The sequence below is a fragment of the Ruegeria sp. HKCCD7296 genome (genome assembly GCF_013110775.1).
Lineage (GTDB): Bacteria > Pseudomonadota > Alphaproteobacteria > Rhodobacterales > Rhodobacteraceae > Ruegeria.
Genome location: NZ_WVRF01000015.1, coordinates 108,241 through 124,841, shown reverse-complemented (window position 1 = coordinate 124,841; position 16,601 = coordinate 108,241). Strand labels below are relative to the sequence as shown.

General features: G+C 56.7%; 18 protein-coding genes and 1 pseudogene. 9 read left to right on the top strand and 10 right to left on the bottom strand.

Going from position 1 to position 16,601, the window contains the following annotated elements; genetic code table 11:
- Both GS632_RS18050 and GS632_RS18045 read right to left on the bottom strand, forming a co-directional pair.
- Complete coding sequence (locus tag GS632_RS18050) at positions 1-1,719, bottom strand: ATP-binding protein (protein WP_171721895.1); 1,719 nt, start codon at positions 1,717-1,719, stop codon at positions 1-3.
- A 31-nt stretch (positions 1,720-1,750) separates the two neighbouring features.
- Positions 1,751-2,455 carry a response regulator transcription factor gene (locus GS632_RS18045; protein WP_171180748.1) on the bottom strand — a complete coding sequence of 235 codons (705 nt, stop codon included), beginning with the start codon at positions 2,453-2,455 and terminating at the stop codon, positions 1,751-1,753.
- 343 nt (positions 2,456-2,798) lie between these two features.
- On the opposite strand from GS632_RS18045, the gene GS632_RS18040 reads away from it, so the two are divergent.
- The 3 genes from GS632_RS18040 (at position 2,799) to GS632_RS18030 (ending at position 5,628) form a co-directional block, all read left to right on the top strand.
- Positions 2,799-4,397 (top strand): phosphoenolpyruvate carboxykinase, encoded by a 1,599-nt coding sequence (locus tag GS632_RS18040; protein WP_171180750.1) that lies wholly within the window; start codon positions 2,799-2,801, stop codon positions 4,395-4,397.
- A gap of 313 nt (positions 4,398-4,710) precedes the next feature.
- On the top strand, positions 4,711-5,049 hold the full coding sequence (locus GS632_RS18035) for a hypothetical protein (RefSeq protein WP_245223295.1): 339 nt from the start codon (positions 4,711-4,713) through the stop codon (positions 5,047-5,049).
- Positions 5,050-5,061: 12 nt separating this feature from the next.
- Positions 5,062-5,628: a hypothetical protein gene (locus tag GS632_RS18030; RefSeq protein ID WP_245223296.1), complete on the top strand. Its 567-nt coding sequence runs from the start codon at positions 5,062-5,064 to the stop codon at positions 5,626-5,628.
- 4 nt (positions 5,629-5,632) lie between these two features.
- Here GS632_RS18030 and GS632_RS18025 read toward each other — a convergent pair.
- Positions 5,633-6,397: pseudogene (locus GS632_RS18025) on the bottom strand (TSUP family transporter).
- Positions 6,398-6,541: 144 nt separating this feature from the next.
- Here GS632_RS18025 and GS632_RS18020 point away from each other — a divergent pair.
- The 3 genes from GS632_RS18020 (at position 6,542) to GS632_RS18010 (ending at position 9,447) form a co-directional block, all read left to right on the top strand.
- Positions 6,542-8,233, top strand: a complete 1,692-nt coding sequence (locus tag GS632_RS18020; protein WP_171180752.1) for an acyl-CoA dehydrogenase family protein — start codon at positions 6,542-6,544, stop codon at positions 8,231-8,233.
- A gap of 230 nt (positions 8,234-8,463) precedes the next feature.
- On the top strand, positions 8,464-9,018 hold the full coding sequence (locus GS632_RS18015; protein WP_171180754.1) for a hypothetical protein: 555 nt from the start codon (positions 8,464-8,466) through the stop codon (positions 9,016-9,018).
- Positions 9,019-9,054: 36 nt separating this feature from the next.
- On the top strand, positions 9,055-9,447 hold the full coding sequence (locus GS632_RS18010) for an META domain-containing protein (RefSeq protein WP_171180756.1): 393 nt from the start codon (positions 9,055-9,057) through the stop codon (positions 9,445-9,447).
- On the opposite strand, the gene recO is transcribed toward GS632_RS18010, so the two are convergent.
- Positions 9,431-10,156: a DNA repair protein RecO gene (recO, locus tag GS632_RS18005; RefSeq protein WP_171180758.1), complete on the bottom strand. Its 726-nt coding sequence runs from the start codon at positions 10,154-10,156 to the stop codon at positions 9,431-9,433. The two genes, GS632_RS18010 and recO, sit on opposite strands and share 17 nt — an antisense overlap.
- Before the next feature lie 195 nt (positions 10,157-10,351).
- On the opposite strand from recO, the gene GS632_RS18000 reads away from it, so the two are divergent.
- Positions 10,352-10,603 (top strand): hypothetical protein, encoded by a 252-nt coding sequence (locus tag GS632_RS18000; protein ID WP_171180760.1) that lies wholly within the window; start codon positions 10,352-10,354, stop codon positions 10,601-10,603.
- Positions 10,604-10,883: 280 nt separating this feature from the next.
- Positions 10,884-11,255, top strand: a complete 372-nt coding sequence (locus tag GS632_RS17995) for a VOC family protein (RefSeq protein WP_216601843.1) — start codon at positions 10,884-10,886, stop codon at positions 11,253-11,255.
- Positions 11,256-11,314: 59 nt separating this feature from the next.
- Here the strand turns inward: GS632_RS17995 and GS632_RS17990 are convergent, their stop codons facing one another.
- The 3 genes from GS632_RS17990 to era all read right to left on the bottom strand — a co-directional run bounded on the left by GS632_RS17990 (position 11,315) and on the right by era (position 12,986).
- Positions 11,315-11,638, bottom strand: coding sequence for a SemiSWEET transporter (locus GS632_RS17990; protein WP_171180764.1), 324 nt, complete (start codon positions 11,636-11,638; stop codon positions 11,315-11,317).
- A 113-nt stretch (positions 11,639-11,751) separates the two neighbouring features.
- On the bottom strand, positions 11,752-12,081 hold the full coding sequence (locus GS632_RS17985) for a DUF1491 family protein (RefSeq protein ID WP_171180765.1): 330 nt from the start codon (positions 12,079-12,081) through the stop codon (positions 11,752-11,754).
- Positions 12,078-12,986 (bottom strand): GTPase Era, encoded by a 909-nt coding sequence (gene era / locus GS632_RS17980; RefSeq protein WP_171180767.1) that lies wholly within the window; start codon positions 12,984-12,986, stop codon positions 12,078-12,080. The genes GS632_RS17985 and era overlap by 4 nt, the downstream gene beginning before the upstream one ends.
- A gap of 160 nt (positions 12,987-13,146) precedes the next feature.
- Here era and GS632_RS17975 point away from each other — a divergent pair, with 160 nt between their 5' ends.
- On the top strand, positions 13,147-14,529 hold the full coding sequence (locus GS632_RS17975) for a multicopper oxidase family protein (protein ID WP_171180769.1): 1,383 nt from the start codon (positions 13,147-13,149) through the stop codon (positions 14,527-14,529).
- A gap of 2 nt (positions 14,530-14,531) precedes the next feature.
- On the opposite strand, the gene GS632_RS17970 is transcribed toward GS632_RS17975, so the two are convergent.
- From GS632_RS17970 to lepB, 3 genes are read right to left on the bottom strand one after another with little or no spacing between them, the layout of a single operon-like run.
- Positions 14,532-15,050, bottom strand: a complete 519-nt coding sequence (locus tag GS632_RS17970; RefSeq protein WP_171180771.1) for a GNAT family N-acetyltransferase — start codon at positions 15,048-15,050, stop codon at positions 14,532-14,534.
- Between the two features lie 4 nt (positions 15,051-15,054).
- Positions 15,055-15,747, bottom strand: coding sequence for a ribonuclease III (gene rnc, locus GS632_RS17965; protein ID WP_171180774.1), 693 nt, complete (start codon positions 15,745-15,747; stop codon positions 15,055-15,057).
- On the bottom strand, positions 15,744-16,583 hold the full coding sequence (gene lepB / locus GS632_RS17960; RefSeq protein ID WP_171180776.1) for a signal peptidase I: 840 nt from the start codon (positions 16,581-16,583) through the stop codon (positions 15,744-15,746). Before lepB ends, rnc begins: the two co-directional genes overlap by 4 nt.
- Between the last annotated feature and the right edge of the window lie 18 nt (positions 16,584-16,601).

Below are 16,601 nucleotides of genomic sequence, written 5' to 3'. Positions count from 1 at the left end.
TCAAACAGGCAGCCCCACGACAAATCGTGCGCCCAGCGGATCAGAGGTGATGTCTGCCTCGGTCGGGCGTATGTTTTCGGCCCAGATCACGCCGCCATGGGCTTCTATAATCTGCTTTGAGATCGCCAGCCCAAGACCTGAGTTATTGCCAAAGTGCTCTGCAGGACGCTGCGAATAGAATCGCTTGAACACTTTCGTTAGCGCTTGTTCGGGGATGCCTGGGCCCGTGTCCTCGACCACAACCAGCACTCGGTTGTCGCGCTGACGGACCCAAACACGAATAGCATCGTTTTCTTCGCAGAATGAAATCGCGTTTGTGATGAGGTTTACAAATACCTGCGCCAACCTTGCTTCGAGCCCGTTGATGACAATGGGTTCGGACGGCAGGTCAGTTATATAGTCGATACCTTTGGACCGGGCGTCCTCACCCAAGTATTGGCCAAGGTTGCCCAGCAGTTTGAGCAGATCAAATGGCTGCTCTGCTTCTTTTACCAATTCCGCGTCCAGACGCGATGCGTTCGAGATATCGCTGACCAGGCGATCCAGACGACGGACATCGTGTTCGATCACATCCAGCAGCTTGTCGCGCTGATCCTCTCTTTTAACCATACGCAATGTGCCGACAGCGGATTGCAGACTGGCCAGAGGGTTCTTGATTTCGTGGGCAACATCGGCCGCGAACTGCTCGTTTGCGTCGATCCGATTATAAAGTGCGGTCACCATGCCACGCAGGGCGCGGCTGAGCCGTCCGATTTCGTCCGGCCGAGCGCTAAGGTCCGGGATACGGATACGACCGGGATTAACCCCTGTGCCACGATCCTTGCCCATTTCAGCCGCTGCCGCCAAATCCGCCAATGGGTTGGCGATGGTTGAGGCCAGAACCAAACTTAGCCCTACAGAGACAAGCAGGGCCACCACAAACATCTGAAGGATGCGCTCTTGTTCGCGGCGGGCAAGCGCGTCAATTTCCCCTGCCGGACCTGTGATGGCAACCGCGCCCGCTGGGTTGCCTTCGTACAGGATCGGAGCAGCGGCAACAATCACTGTGTCACCCGCGCTATCCTGCACCGCCTGAACCTGTGTTTGCCCGGTAAGAGCCTGCGGAATAATTGTTTGGACTCGCTGCGCCAAGGTCGGAGATTCAGTTTCGGTCGACCAGTTGAATATGTTCGACAGCCCAATCCAAACCGCATTCAATGTGTCGCTGATGACGGTGCCGCCAGTCTGTACTTCGGTGCTTGTACGCAGAAGCACGGGCATATCGGACGCTTGTGGCACGCCGCGTGTCCACCCGATCAAGGTGCCGCTGGCGTCGTACACAAAAACCTCGCCGCCTTCGGGCAGCGTCAGCCCTGAAAGCGTGTCCTTGACGTCCAGGTTTCCGGCATTTTGCGCAGATATCTGCGCCCCCTGCCGCAGCTGGGTTTCAAAAACGTTGCTGACCAGCTGCGCATCACCCAGCAGATTGCGGGCGGTTTGCTGCACCTTTTCTTTGCGCGAATCGTCCAGATACAGCAGCCCTGTGACCAAAATCACCAAGGCGATCAGGTTGAAAGTGATAATTTTGCGCGCCAAGGGTGAACCGCGCAGAGAAAACAGGTTTCTCCGGGACCGCTTCTCTCTCAGCTCGGCGGATTCGAAATCCTGTGGGATGACCCAGTCATCCCCAAGAACGACATCAACGTCGCGCAGTTCTCTGGTTTCTTCGGTGTCGCGCACGAGAGCCCATTACCTCTTGCAGGCGTCGCGCCTATTCTTCGTTGTAACGATAACCGATACCATACAGGGTTTCGATCGCCGAGAACTCTGGGTCGGCTGCGCGCATTTTCTTACGTAGGCGTTTAATGTGGCTGTCGATTGTCCGATCGTCCACATAAACCTGATCATCATAAGCCACATCCATCAACTGATCGCGGCTTTTGACAAATCCCGGACGCTGGGCAAGCGCTTGCAACAACAAGAACTCGGTCACAGTGAGGGATACATCATTCCCCTTCCAGCTTACAGCATGGCGCAACGGATCCATCCGCAAGTCGCCGCGCTCCATAACCTTCGTGTCAGCGCTGTTGGCGGCGACTGCATCTCCGCTTGTCGCCTCTTGTCGGCGCAACAAAGCACGGATGCGTTCAACCAGCAAACGTTGCGAAAAAGGCTTTTTCACGTAGTCATCTGCGCCCATGCGCAGACCCAGAACCTCGTCGATCTCGTCATCTTTCGAGGTCAGGAAAATCACCGGCATCTGCGTTTTCTGGCGCAGCCGCTGCAGCAGATCCATGCCGTCCATACGCGGCATTTTTATATCGAGCACAGCCATATCCGGCAGCTTTTTGTTGAACGCATCCAACGCGGCCTGGCCATCATTATAAGTTTCAACCTCGAAACCTTCGGCTTCAAGTGTCATGGATACGGACGTTAGAATGTTTCTATCGTCATCCACCAGTGCAATCTTTGACATCGGGCTCACCCCTATTCCTGCTCACTCGCGCAATAATTCGCTTATTTGTAAGGCATTGTTGGCGGTTTTAAGACGCCGAATCAATCCGTAACCGCGAATCGTGCCTTTGTTGCGGCAGGTCTGCGGCAAATTTGCCTTGATGCCCGCAAAAATCTGCCCGCTTTTCGAACATTGAATTGGTGGTGGCGCTAAACTCGGACTTGGTTGCGCTAACTGCGTCAACCCGCCTGTTCATGTCCCAAACGACCGTGATAAGAGGCGCCCAGCCGCCGGTTTTTACCGGCTCACTGCCCCAATGGCGCACACGGCCAAAGCCTTCGCGCCGCCACAGGAGAAGACAAACATGACATCTGGACGGGTTAACCCGCAATTCCGCCTCGAAGATCAGGGCATCGAGGGTCTGGGCAATGTCTATTACAACTTCATGGAACCAGCGTTGATCGAAGAAGCGCTGAAGCGCGGCGAAGGTACACTTGGCAACGGTGGTGCGTTTCTGGTCACCACCGGTAAGTTCACTGGTCGCTCGCCGAAGGACAAGCACGTCGTTAAAACAGATAGTGTCGCGGACACCATCTGGTGGGAAAACAACGCCGAAATGAGCCCCGAAGGCTTTGACGCGCTGTACGAAGACATGCTGGCCCATATGAAAGGTCGCGACTATTTCGTTCAGGATCTCGTTGGCGGCGCTGACCCCGCATACGCGATCAACGTGCGCATGGTCACCGAGCTGGCATGGCACAATCTGTTCATCCGCCACCTGCTGCGCCGACCGGATCGCGAGGATCTGGATGACTTCACAGCCGACTTTACCATTATCAACTGCCCGAGTTTCCAGGCCGACCCGGCCAAGCACGGCTGCCGCAGCGAGACTGTGATCGCGCTGAACTTTGATCGTAAACTGATTTTGATCGGCGGAACTGAATACGCAGGTGAGAACAAGAAGTCCGTCTTCACACTGCTGAACTACATGCTGCCGGAAAAAGGCGTGATGCCGATGCACTGCTCGGCCAACCACGCTGTTGGCAACCCGGTCGACACCGCCGTGTTCTTCGGCCTGTCGGGGACCGGCAAAACAACTCTGTCCGCTGACCCCGCCCGAGTGTTGATCGGCGACGACGAACATGGCTGGTCGGATCGCGGCACCTTCAACTTTGAAGGCGGTTGTTATGCCAAAACAATCAACCTGAACGCCGAGGCCGAGCCAGAAATCTACGCGACCACCAGCAAGTTCGGCACCGTGATTGAGAACATGGTATTCGACCCCGAAACCAAAGAGCTGGATTTCGACGACGATTCGCTGACCGCAAATATGCGCTGTGCCTACCCGCTGGAGTACATATCCAACGCCTCCAACAGCGCCTTGGGGGGCCATCCCAAGAACATTATTATGCTGACCTGCGATGCGTTTGGCGTGCTTCCTCCGATCGCGCGACTGACCCCGGCGCAGGCGATGTATCACTTCCTGTCTGGTTTCACGTCGAAAGTTGCAGGTACGGAACGCGGCGTCACCGAACCCCAGCCCACATTCTCGACCTGCTTTGGCGCGCCTTTCATGCCGCGTCGGCCGGAAGAATACGGCAACCTTCTGCGCGACAAGATAGCCCAGCATGGCGCGACCTGCTGGCTGGTGAACACCGGCTGGACCGGCGGCGCTTATGGCGTAGGCAGCCGGATGCCCATCAAGGCGACCCGCGCTCTGTTGACTGCGGCCCTGGATGGGTCACTGCGCGATGCTGAATTCCGCAAGGATGCCAATTTCGGTTTTGACGTGCCTGTCTCGGTGCCGGGAGTGGCCGAGGTTCTGCTGGACCCGCGCCGCACATGGGACGATCAGGCGGCGTTCGACAAACAGGCGGAAAAACTGGTTCAGATGTTTGCCGAGAACTTCGAGCAGTACCTGCCGTTCATCGATGACGACATCAAAGCCGTTGCAATCGGCTAGCAAGTAAAGGGGCCTACGGGCCCCTTTTTCTTGCGCGGCGTCATTCTTTGATATCAACCTTTGATTGTATGTCACAAAAAGCACATACAAGTGCGTTGTTTCAAATTGCGATCTGCGGTACCCATAGGGTTCGAAGGGACTAAAAAGCCCGGCACGTCAGCGCCGGGCATTGACTGAAAGGACTTTGTGGCAGCTCAAACGCGCACACTCACAATGCAGAATTGAGCAACCTAATCAGGTGCCTAGTCTATGTAAATGGGGATGAGTGTCAATATGGGACTACCTGGTTTGTATTGAAACCGGGGTGTCCCAAATGGTCGCAGACTGGCGATCGTTGGCACAGGAAATTGCAGGTAAGAACATGACAGAAATCTCGAAACTCACCGAACTTCGCAAACTGATGCAAAGCATGGAGCGGACGCTGGGTCTGGAAAAACTATCTCCGGTTGAGCGCGACATCTATTACGCCGCAGAAGAGCTTTCCAAGTCCGATCAGGAAGTGCGCACGTTTGGTTTGATCGAGCATACATTGGTTCAAAGCGTATCGCGCCCGACTTTTTTCCGCGCCCTGAAATCCTTGGTGGAAAAAGGCTATCTTTCACAAAGCGGCAGCGCCAACCGGGGGCGGTATATCGTTAATGCTCCCAGATGACGCCTGCAACATATGCGCGATGCGGTGATCGCAGTGCGCGCCTGGGCGATTGATACGTTTGCGGCCTCATTGGCCTATGTCGTGGCGTCATTCCTGACCTTCGCCGTTCTGATGCCGCTCCAGAACATGTATTTTCCCGAATACCCAAGCCGGGCCAGCCTGCTGTTTTTGCCACATGGCGTGCGGGTTCTTTCTGCTTGGCTACTAGGGTGGCGCGCGATTTTTGCCTTGTTGCCAGGCGTCTTCATCGTTTTTGCTTATTTGGGGGGTACGGACGTTTTCCTGTCCAGTCGCCTGCTGGCCATTGCCATTGCAGTCACCACGGTTCCAGCAGTGTTTTATCTGTTAAAGGCTGTGGGGTGGGATTTGTTCCCGCGCCCTGATCGCAAACCATGTTGGGTTTGCATCATGGGAGTGGGTGTAATCACGTCCTTTCTTGTCTCAGGGCTGACAAATCTGGCCTTTGGCAGTGAAACCGTCGAATATATTGCCTTTTTGATCGGGGATATCTCGGGCTTGTTCTTCTTAATGCTGGGGCTCTATTTCGCATTCCGCTTTGCCGATAGACGTACGGGTTGAGACATCACCCCAACAGACCGCGCCGCAGCAGGTTCAACCCAGCCACCAGCAATACAAGTAAAGTCGCTTTGCGAAAGCTGGCCTGGTTAATCCGGTCCTGCAGTTTGAAGCCGACCCACATTCCAGCCATAGCCGGTAAGATCAGTATCGCGGAAAACGAAATTGTTTCCGTCCGCAAGATGCCGGATCCTAAATGAGCGGCTACAAGTAGCAGCGCACCTAGTCCATAAATAACACCCTGAATGCGGATCTGTTCCGACTTAGGTGTATTCAAGGCCATCAGGTAAGCCACTGTTGGCGGCCCCCAAACACCAGACATACCGCCCGCAAAACCCGCTTACCCTCTCATGGCAGCCTCAATTCTAGGCGACGGTTGGTTCAGTACCAGACGGACCCCCAGAACTTGAAACAGGCAGAAAACGGAAACAAGACCGCCAATCAAAAGCAACGAAACGGAACTGGGCACCATGGTGACTAGTTGCGCGCTCAGAACCAACATGAGGCCACCGACGATCAGGAACACGCGAAAGTTCAAGACCGAGGAATAAGCGGCGACCGCGCCTCCGCGCAATGCCTGAAGTCCATTCGTCACAAGCGTTGGCAGGATAAGCCCAGCCAAGGTCAACTCCGGGGTAAGAAAAGAATTCAACCCGGACACCATGACCATGGGCATGGCGAAACCAACAATACCCTTTATCCACCCCGCGGCAAAAGCAATGGCCATGGCAAGCATCAGGTCCTGCGGGGAAAGAATGGAAAACAAGGTCATTCCCCCTAGATACCATCTGGAATTTCTTCTGCATTGCAAAAATGATCAGGTAATTTTTGAACTTTTTCGCAGCGTAATAAGTATTTTTGTTGCGCTGCACGTGCAGCATGATATGACCAGACGACCCAGGAAAGGACGCGATTCATGGCCCACGACGGACAGGATATGACCGAGATGACAACTGCTGCAGTTTTGCCCGATCTTCTGGATTTAACCCGAGCCGCTGTGCCTGCGGTGGAGGCAGTATTTGAAAAAGCCCGCGAGTCTGTGCGCGGCATGGTCACTGCGGATGGCCGCGTGTCTGGCTCCCTTATTGAAGCGAACCAGACTGCTGCGCACGGCTTGGCTTGGCTCGCCACTTACACCCAATCGCTGCAACAGATGCAACGTTGGGCAGAAGCGCTGCAAGCCGAGGGAAAATTCGGCGAGCTTGAGCAGCTGCTGCACCAGATCGCCTTTGGCGAATATCTGCATCAGGTCGCAGGTGGCATCCCGATGAATCAAGGCGAAGTCGTCCGCCTTCAGGATATGGGCCTTGGCTGGGACGCGCTGTCGGGCTTTCAGTCTAGCGAAGTTCAAACTCTGATGGCGCAGGCCAACTCTCAGGCGGCGCGCAGCCGTTTGGTCGAACTGATGCAGGATCAGGCGGGTGCCACCATGTTCGGCAACTCTGGTCTGGACGAAGAGCTTGAGATGATCCGCGACCAATTCCGACGCTACGCGCAGGAGAAGGTCGAGCCCCACGCCCATGAATGGCACCTGAAGGATGAGCTGATCCCGCTGGAAATCATCGAAGAGCTGGCGGAAATGGGCGTGTTCGGCCTGACCATCCCAGAGGAATTCGGCGGATTTGGCCTGTCCAAGGCGTCGATGTGCGTAGTTTCAGAAGAACTGTCGCGCGGCTATATCGGCGTCGGTTCGTTGGGCACCCGGTCCGAAATTGCAGCCGAGCTGATCATCGCCGGCGGCACGGACGAGCAGAAAGCCAACTGGCTGCCAAAACTGGCCAGCGCCGAAATCCTGCCCACCGCCGTGTTCACCGAGCCCAACACCGGGTCGGATCTTGGCAGCCTGCGCACGCGTGCTGTGAAGGATGAAAACGGCGACTATAAGATCACCGGCAACAAGACCTGGATTACCCACGCGGCACGCACCCATGTGATGACCTTGCTGGCGCGGACAAACCCCGACAGCACCGACCACCGAGGCCTGTCGATGTTCCTGGCCGAAAAGACCCCGGGCACAGACGAGAATCCCTTCCCAACCCCCGGCATGACTGGCGGCGAGATCGAAGTTCTGGGCTATCGCGGTATGAAAGAATACGAGCTGGGCTTTGACGGCTTCCACGTCAAAGGTGAAAACCTGCTGGGCGGCGAAGAAGGCAAGGGTTTCAAGCAGTTGATGGAAACCTTCGAATCTGCCCGCATCCAGACCGCTGCACGCGCCATCGGTGTGGCGCAAAGCGCGCTGGATATCGCAATGCAGTACGCGATCGACCGCAAACAGTTCGGCAAATCACTGATCAACTTCCCACGCGTGTCCGGCAAGCTGGCAATGATGGCGGTCGAGATCATGATTGCACGTCAGCTGACCTATTTCAGCGCGTGGGAGAAAGACCACGGCCAGCGCTGTGACCTTGAAGCCGGTATGGCCAAGTTGCTGGGCGCCCGTGTGGCTTGGGCCGCTGCCGATAACGGGCTACAGATTCACGGCGGCAACGGTTTTGCGCTGGAATACAAGATCAGCCGCGTCCTGTGTGACGCGCGCATTCTCAACATTTTCGAAGGGGCCGCTGAAATTCAGGCGCAGGTTATCGCACGCCGACTGCTTGGGTAACTGCTTTCAGCATCCCGTTTCCCCAACTGACCCGGCCTTTGCGCCGGGTCTTTTTCTTGATGCAATGGCATTGCAAGGGCAGCCACTGATGTACTTTCAGTAAACAGAGAACATCCGGCGCACTTCCGCTGTGCGGCGCTGAACTCTGCAAACTTCCCCTTTGCATCTGTTTGGAACCCCGGTACAGCACCCAGCGAAACAGGCCCAGTCAACGGAATGGTGAGCATAAAATGATCCGACGACTCTTTGCGCTTTGGGCGATACTTGCTGCACTTGTGCTGGGCGGCTGCTCCGTCAGTCAACCGAACGCGACCCAAAGCGACATCGATGCGCTGACACAGGCCATCCGGTCGCTCGGGCCCGAGGTTGATCCCGTCGAGGCGCAACAGGCTGCCACGATCTCCTACACCTATTCTCAGCAATTGGCGCGGGAATGGAACATCACCGATCCAGCCATCATCCACAATGCCAAGATCGCTAACGGATTTCGCGAGTTTGGTCTGTGCAACGATTGGGCACAGGCCATGACCGCACGGCTACGGCAGGAAAACTTCCGCACGCTCGACTTGCATTGGGTCACGTCTCCACCAACGCAGTTTCGGATCATCCATCATTCCGCGCTGATCAGCGCCAAAGGGGATTCGATGTATGACGGTATCATTCTGGACCCGTGGCGGAATAGCGGCGCATTGTACTGGGCACCCGTGCGCGAGGACACCAAATACAACTGGAGGCCACGCCTTGAAGTGCGCCGGGACTTGCTGAGCGGCACGATCCCCTATTGAGTTTTCCCTACAGCCTAATTGGGTTAAGACCCTGAAATGACCCGCCTGATCCTGACTCTGCCCCTGCTGGGCCTGTTCCAATGTGAAAAAGACGAAACCGTCGCCGCCTATGGCGCTGCGGACCGGACATGGGTGTTGCAGGAAATCGATGGCCAACCTTACGAGGCCAGCGCCCTGCTGCGCTTTCCAGAAGAGGGTAAGATTGCAGGAAACGCCCCCTGCAACAGCTACACAGGCACTCTGAATGCGCCCTACCCCTGGTTTGAGATACAAGACCTGAGCGCAACACGAGCCGCTTGTGCGGGACTCGAGGCAGAGGGGTTCTATTTCGCCGCCCTCATGGCCATGACCCAATCCGAAGTGTCCGGCGACGTGCTGATCCTGCGCAATGAGGATGAGCACGAGATGGTGTTCACAGCCGCCGAGTAACCTGATCCACAAACCGCGCACGTGCTTCTGGCAGCGGGTTATGCCCCAAAGACGGGGCGACACGGTGTTCCAAGAAATACCCGGTCGTACGCAAGGCCTCGGCGATCTCGGTGTCCGGCGCGGTACCTTGGCCGCGCAGGCACGGCGGCAACGGCAACAGCTTGTCCGCCCATTCCCCGGCACCTTTTGCACTGACGGCGCGACCCGTTTTGGGTGACACGTAAACAAGCCCTTCCGTCACTCCGGTCACGGCGCAAGTGGTCAGGTCAAGACCAAAGCCCAGCTCATCCAGCAAAGCAAGCTCCCAACGCAAATACGCCAGCGGCCAGATTTCATCCTGACCCAGCAGATCCATCAATTGTTCGGTCCGCTTGTAAAGCGCGGGATGCGGTTCGCGTTCGGGCAGGCAGAAGGATAGCAACGCCACAACGGCATTGAGCCCGGACAATGCCAGCCGCCCCGAAAACGCGGCCGCCGCGCGGGACCTCAGCGGTTCAACCTGAAACGTGCCCAGATGCTCTTCCAGCCGCGCGCGCCACAGCACGTCCAGCTGCGCGCCTGGTTGCAGAATGGGCGCGACCTTACGGCTGGTTCCACCGCGTACAACACCGGCGTGACGCCCGTGGGCCTCGGTGAAGACCTCTATTATCGCCGCAGTCTCACCGTGGTTGCGAGAGGTCAGAAGTATGCCGTGATCACGCCAGTCCAAAACTCGACCTTGTTGCTGCTTGGGTTAAACCGCAGAAAATCCCAAGCCGAGTTGGCACGCAAGTGCAGAACCTGCCCCGCATGTACCGTTCAAGGTTCTTTTCAGAAACAGCCATAGTTTTGTGACTTCCTGCCAGCCATCTTGCACAGCCTCACAAGCTCGCCCACCTGCGCTTCAAATGGAAGGGGTCAAGTAATGATCGATGACGAACCGCAACCTGGGGCTTACTACGACGCACGAAACATCTGGACGCATGATCCAACGGCTGCTGACATGCAGGTGTATGAGAGGTTCGCTTCGACCGTTGTCGATCTGGTGCAGGTGCTGGACGACAACAAACCCATGCTATCAAGGGATGTTTACGCGCGCTTGTTCTCATCACTGCTACAGATGTCCAGAGTGTTGGGCGCGTACGAAGACGGCTGGAGTGGTCAAAACAACATGTGAGATTTGCCCACACAGAATAGCAAGCCAAAACCCTGCCCTTTTGAACATAGGGCCGTGTAAGGCGAGTCTGTCGCAATTCCCTTCAGTCCCAGCAAAGGCAGCCTTCAACACGGATCTAGGTCACTTCCAGCGTGGTATTACATCACGGTCCGAAGTCACGGTTTCGCGGGGATCGGGCTGACCACAGTGCAAGAATCGCATTGCACGAATGCAATTCCGCCATTAATGTTCCCTCTATGTTCTAAATTTAGGGATTTCAGAAATTTCACTCAACTATGTCATGATCGGTTCAAACGACGTTGTTAAGGCGCGCACATACTATGATGCGGTTGTGTCAACAATGGGCGGAAAAGTCGTCGCCGAGTACATGCCGCATGCAGTATGCTATGAGCTGCGCGGTGGCGGGTGCATATGGGTCGCGACGCCGTTCGATAAGGAAGTTGCGACAATCGGAAATGGCAACATGGTTGGCTTGCTTTGCCAAAGCGAAAAAGAAGTGAGAGATGCACACGAAACAGCGCTGGCCCATGGCGGCACAAACGAGGGCGACCCGGGTGATCGCCCCCAATACGGTCCGAACTTCTTTGGCGCCTATGCCCGCGACCCGGATGGGAATAAGATGAGCTTTGTTTACTTCAGCGATGCAGGTTGAAAGCGTCGTGAATGATTTTCCGGGGCGATGTTGATAAGAATTCCAAGGACGTCGGAAGATCAGAACGTCACACCGGCATGAATCAGAATACCCACGACCATCAGCAGATTCAGCACCGTTGAGATTCCGTTGCCCACATAGATGGGCAACTTGCCGACCACCAGCCCATAGGCAAACCACAGAAAAGACAGCCCCGCATAAAGCGACCAGGATAGCAGCGACTGACCTGAGGCGTGATCGGAATGGGTAAAGTAGAGCTTGACCAGTTGCGGAAGCGTGGCGAATGGGCCGACGACACCGACAAAGACCATGAAGTTCTCGAACCGCTGCATCCAGTGGCCAAGTTCCGATTTTTCCAGTTTCTCAGCAAGTGTTTCAGTCACGAGAACACCTCATCGTTTTGCATTGATCCAAGGGGCAATCAGCCCTGAACGGCCAGATGTCATTTGAAAATAGTCACTTTGATCCACGCGTCAAAGCGCGATCTGTGCAGAGGTTACTCCAAACCCTCTTCGCCAAGCAGATGTCGCCCTTGTCGGTCCTCAACTTCAATCACCCAAAGGTCAGGGTCAAAGCTGCGCTGTTTGGTGATGGCGGCGTCCACATCCATCTCAGTGCCGCTGGAAAGCTCGACCCATTTTCGCTCACCACTCATCAGGTCAAAGCTGCGTTGGAATGCGGCGGCCTTTCCGTCCAGCGTATTGAGCTTAACCAGAACCGCCCCAGCAGTGTCATCGCCATGGGCCACAACAAAGGCCGGGATTTCCTGAAACCGAAGCCGTGCCAAATAGGCATGGACCCAGAATTCGGCCGTCAGGCGGGTCATGCGTTGCCGTCTTTGAAATCCAAACCCATTTCCGAATACCGCTCGGATTCCTCCAGCCAGTTGGGCCGGACTTTCACTTGCAGAAACAGGTGAATCTTACGGTCAAGGAACTCTTCCAATTCGGCCCGCGCCGCCTGACTGACAGCCTTGATCGTCTCGCCGCGTTTGCCCAGTACGATGCCTTTGTGGCCGTCGCGCATGACATAGATGACCTGATCGATTTTGGCAGAGCCATCTTTGCGCTCTTCCCAGTTTTCGGTCTCAACGGTCAGCTGATAAGGCAGTTCCTGATGCAGGCGGAGGGTCAGTTTCTCGCGCGTCATTTCAGCCGCGATCATGCGCAAAGGCAAATCAGCGATCTGATCTTCAGGATAGAGCCACGGGCCTTCTGGCAGTTCCCCGGCCAACCATTTGCGCAGATCGTCTACACCATGTCCCTTTTCGGCCGAGATCATGAAAGTTTCTGCAAACGGATAGCGGGCGTTCAGGTCGCTGGTCAGCGCCAGCAACTTCTCGGACGGCACCTTGTCGATCTTGTTGATCGCCAGCGCGATGGTCCGACCCTGCCCGATCTCTTCCAGCCCCTCAAGGATGCGTTCAACCCCTTCGGTGATGCCGCGATGCGCCTCAACCATCAGGACAACGACATCGGCATCCGCTGCCCCACCCCACGCGGCAGCGACCATGGCGCGGTCCAGGCGGCGGCGGGGCTTAAACAGGCCCGGCGTGTCAACAAAGACCAGCTGCGCGTCACCCTCCATCGCCACACCCCGAATGCGGGCGCGTGTGGTCTGTACCTTGTGCGTCACGATCGAGACCTTGGCCCCAACCATGCGGTTCAGAAGGGTGGATTTGCCTGCGTTGGGCTCTCCGATCAAGGCGATAAATCCGGCGCGTGTGGTCATATATCTGGCGTTCCTGTTTGCAATTGCGCTCTGCTATAGCAGAAAGGACCTTTGGGCCAGAGGGATTTGTCGCATTGCAGCTATGCGCGGGCCAAGGCAGGTCAGGCACAGACGCCCAGCCGTTCCCAGCCCGGCGACACATCCCTACAGAGAGGTCGCAATGAAACGTCGCAAGTTTATTCTTGGAAGCGGTGCCGCTGCTGGTGCCATGGGTTTGGGTGGTTTGTCTTTGGCGGCAAGCGATGCCACGCAAGACCTCGTGTTGCAGACCGCCAGCTACAGGTTGCGCAATCGGTTGACCACGGGGATGGTCAGCCTTTACCCCGACGCACCACCACCGGTTCTGTATGGACGGCAAGGCGACGTCATGCGGCTTACGGTGCGCAATACCCTTCCCGATTACACCGCAATGCACTGGCACGGGCTGCGCATCGCCAACGAGATGGACGGGGTGCCTTATCTGACCCAGATGCCAATCGGCGAGGATGACAGCTTTACCTATGAATTCACACCACCGGACGCCGGCACATATTGGTATCACCCCCACTGCATGACAATGGATCAAATGGCCCACGGGTTGACCGGCGTCATGGTGATTGCCGAGCGGGAAGACCCCGGTTTCGACAGCGAGCAAGTGATCAATCTGCGTGATTTCCGACTGGACGAAGAAGACGCGTTTTTGCCCGCTTATACGGCGCGTGGTGCTGCGCGCGCAGGTACGTTTGGCAATGTCCAGACTGCAAACTGGTTGACAGAAGCAGTGTATGATCACGCGGCAGGCAGCCTTGTGCGGCTGCGCGTCGTCAATACGGACACAACCCGCATCTACAAGCTGCATCTTGAAGGGGCTGAGGCGCAGATCATTGCGTGGGACGGGCATCCGGTTGAGATCGACCTGACCTTACCCACACCCGATGCACCGCTTTTGCTGGGCCCGGGTCAGCGGGCGGATTTTGCCGTACTGATGCCAGACGATGAAGGGCAGTCGGTGGCACTTGTCGCCAAATTTCCTGGACAGAAACACCGCGCGATGGCGCGGTTGCGCGCGACCGGACAATCCAAAGCGCGCGATATGAGGGAATTGCGCCCTTTGCGCAGAAACCCTGTTCTGCGCCCTGAACTGAACCAAGCCGAGCTGCATGAGTTCGTGTTCGGCTGGACGCCTGAAGGTGGCCCTCCGAATGACGGGTTCTGCGGATCACTGGGGTATAGTTTCTGGTCGATCAACCGCACGCCGTGGCCCGGAGATGCAGCAGAGGGAACCGGTCCGCTGGCCGTGCTGGAACAAGGCAAGAGCTATGTTTTGCGCCTCCGTAACGAATCTCCTAACTTGCACCCGATCCACCTGCACGGACTGGCTTTCGTGCCGCTGAAATCGAACCTGCGCGCCCTGCCGCCCTTGATGACCGACACGATGCTTTTGTTGAAAGACGAGACCATTGATATCGCGCTGGTCGCTGACAACCCCGGCGACTGGGCCTTTCATTGCCACGTGATAGAGCATCAGAAAACCGGGCTGGCAGGGTTCATTCGGGTGGTTTGACCCTAGCCCAGCGTCGCTACGTCCAGCGCCAGAACATGGTTCGGATAGGCTTGGTCGCCGATCCGAAAGTCCGAAACGCCAACCTGCCTGAACCCTTTGGACAGGTAGAAATCGATAGCGGGTGCGTTTTCGGAATTTGTTGTCAGCCAGATCTCGCCCTGCCCTTTATCTCGGCAGTGGTCGGTCGCTAATTGCAGCAAGGCTGACCCAATACCCTTACCATGATGCCGCGGCTGGACATAAAATGTCACGATCTCAAGATCGGACAGCCCGTCGACAGGAGCTGCGCGACCTTCTGAAACCCGAATATAGCCATCAATACCATCCCGGTTTTCCAAGACCACCAAAAGGTCCGAACCTTCCTCGATAAGTGCTTCAAACCGCGCCGCTGTAAACTCAGCCAGTACAAACTCGGCAAACAAAGAACTCACGCCATGACGCAGGTAGGTGCCCACCCAGACTTCAATCGACAAAGCAGCCAGGCTGGCAGCATCCGCCTTTACGGCTGGCCTGAAATTCATTTCCCTAAGAGGAACTGGGCGGGCTCAACCTCTCAAGCAGCGCCTTCGCAGCTGCCTGCTCGGCTTGCCGTTTGGATCCCGCAGTGGCCTGTGCCTCGGTTCCGTCCTGAAGGCGGGCGGCAATGGTAAAGATCGGTGCGTGATCCGGACCGCTGCGCTTGATCTCGACATATGAGGGCGGTCTTTGGCCGCGGGCCTGCGCCCACTCCTGAAGCGAGGTCTTGGCATCGCGGGCGTCGGCCTCGACTTTGTGAATACGGTCCCCCCACAGGGCTAAGATGACATCGCGGGCGGCCTCAAACCCGGCATCGCGATAGATGGCTGCAATGACAGCCTCCATCGCATCACCCAGCAGCGCCTGTTTGCGGCGACCTCCGGACAACATCTCGGACCGGCCCAGCTTCAGCACCGCGCCCAGATCGATCTGACGCGCAACATCGGCACAAGCCTCTTTGCGGACCAATGCGTTGAATCGAGGGGCCAGCTGACCTTCGGAGGCTTTCTTATCGGCCTCTAGCAGCGCCGTGGCCATAACAAGGCCCAACACTCGGTCGCCCAGAAACTCCAGCCGCTGATTGTCGGGCCGGGTAGACGACGACACCGAGCCGTGGGTCAACGCGCGCACCAGCAGTTCGGGGTTGGTGAAATCGTACCCCAAACGCTGCTGGAACGCTTTTATTTCAGCCGATAGCTTCAATTGACCGCCTTGAAGAACCGATCACCGCGCCAGGTCCAGAAAAACAACATCGATCGGCCCGCAGACGAGAACATGATCCGATCAGCGCGACCGATCAGGTTTTCGTACGGCACATAGCCCACCCCACCTGCAGATTGCGGCAGGCGGCTGTCGCTGGAATTGTCGCGGTTGTCGCCCATGAAGAAATAGTGGCCCTCGGGCACGGTATAGATGCCGGTATTGTCCGACCCCTGATTGCCGATGTTCAGCACGTCATAAGACACCCCATTTGGCAGGGTTTCGATCAGGCGTGATTTTTCACAAGCACCACCAATGCCAACAGCTCCATTTTCACAACGGGGACGCAGACGCTGAGGCCCCTGAGGTTCAGCGACTTCGGTAAAGACGCCGTCGGGCTGCTGTGGAACCGGCGTACCATTGAGGATGATCTGACCTTCACGGATCTGGATGCGATCCCCCGGCAAGCCGATCAGACGCTTGATATAATCGCGGCCCGTGACGGGGTGGCGGAAGACGATGACATCGCCGCGCTCAGGCTCACCGCCCCAGATGCGCGTATCACCATCGCCCTGCATCCAGCCGCAGATATCTTCGGCATCAACATTCAAACCGACGCTTGGAATGATCAGACTGGGGCAAGACGCGTATGAGTACCCATAGGCCATCTTGTTGACGAAAAGGAAATCGCCGATCAGCAAGGTCTGCTTCATCGAGCCCGAGGGAATCCAGAACGGCTGAAAGAAGAGGGTGCGGAACACGCCTGCAATCAGCAGCGCATAGACGATGGTTTTGATCGTCTCCCAAACGGGATTTCCGGTTTTGGCTTCCTCGGCCATACTGCTCTCTCCAGTTCT

What these genes read in the sequence shown, in the direction of transcription:
- GS632_RS18045 (WP_171180748.1), bottom strand. Translation starts at nt 2,455, where the DNA reads ATGTCAAAGATTGCACTGGTGGATGACGATAGAAACATTCTAACGTCC.
- GS632_RS18040 (WP_171180750.1), top strand. Translation starts at nt 2,799, where the DNA reads ATGACATCTGGACGGGTTAACCCGCAATTCCGCCTCGAAGATCAGGGC.
- GS632_RS18035 (WP_245223295.1), top strand. Translation starts at nt 4,711, where the DNA reads ATGGTCGCAGACTGGCGATCGTTGGCACAGGAAATTGCAGGTAAGAAC.
- GS632_RS18030 (WP_245223296.1), top strand. Translation starts at nt 5,062, where the DNA reads ATGCGCGATGCGGTGATCGCAGTGCGCGCCTGGGCGATTGATACGTTT.
- GS632_RS18020 (WP_171180752.1), top strand. Translation starts at nt 6,542, where the DNA reads ATGGCCCACGACGGACAGGATATGACCGAGATGACAACTGCTGCAGTT.
- GS632_RS18015 (WP_171180754.1), top strand. Translation starts at nt 8,464, where the DNA reads ATGATCCGACGACTCTTTGCGCTTTGGGCGATACTTGCTGCACTTGTG.
- GS632_RS18010 (WP_171180756.1), top strand. Translation starts at nt 9,055, where the DNA reads ATGACCCGCCTGATCCTGACTCTGCCCCTGCTGGGCCTGTTCCAATGT.
- GS632_RS18000 (WP_171180760.1), top strand. Translation starts at nt 10,352, where the DNA reads ATGATCGATGACGAACCGCAACCTGGGGCTTACTACGACGCACGAAAC.
- GS632_RS17995 (WP_216601843.1), top strand. Translation starts at nt 10,884, where the DNA reads ATGATCGGTTCAAACGACGTTGTTAAGGCGCGCACATACTATGATGCG.
- GS632_RS17985 (WP_171180765.1), bottom strand. Translation starts at nt 12,081, where the DNA reads ATGACCCGCCTGACGGCCGAATTCTGGGTCCATGCCTATTTGGCACGG.
- era (WP_171180767.1), bottom strand. Translation starts at nt 12,986, where the DNA reads ATGACCACACGCGCCGGATTTATCGCCTTGATCGGAGAGCCCAACGCA.
- GS632_RS17975 (WP_171180769.1), top strand. Translation starts at nt 13,147, where the DNA reads ATGAAACGTCGCAAGTTTATTCTTGGAAGCGGTGCCGCTGCTGGTGCC.
- GS632_RS17970 (WP_171180771.1), bottom strand. Translation starts at nt 15,050, where the DNA reads ATGAATTTCAGGCCAGCCGTAAAGGCGGATGCTGCCAGCCTGGCTGCT.
- lepB (WP_171180776.1), bottom strand. Translation starts at nt 16,583, where the DNA reads ATGGCCGAGGAAGCCAAAACCGGAAATCCCGTTTGGGAGACGATCAAA.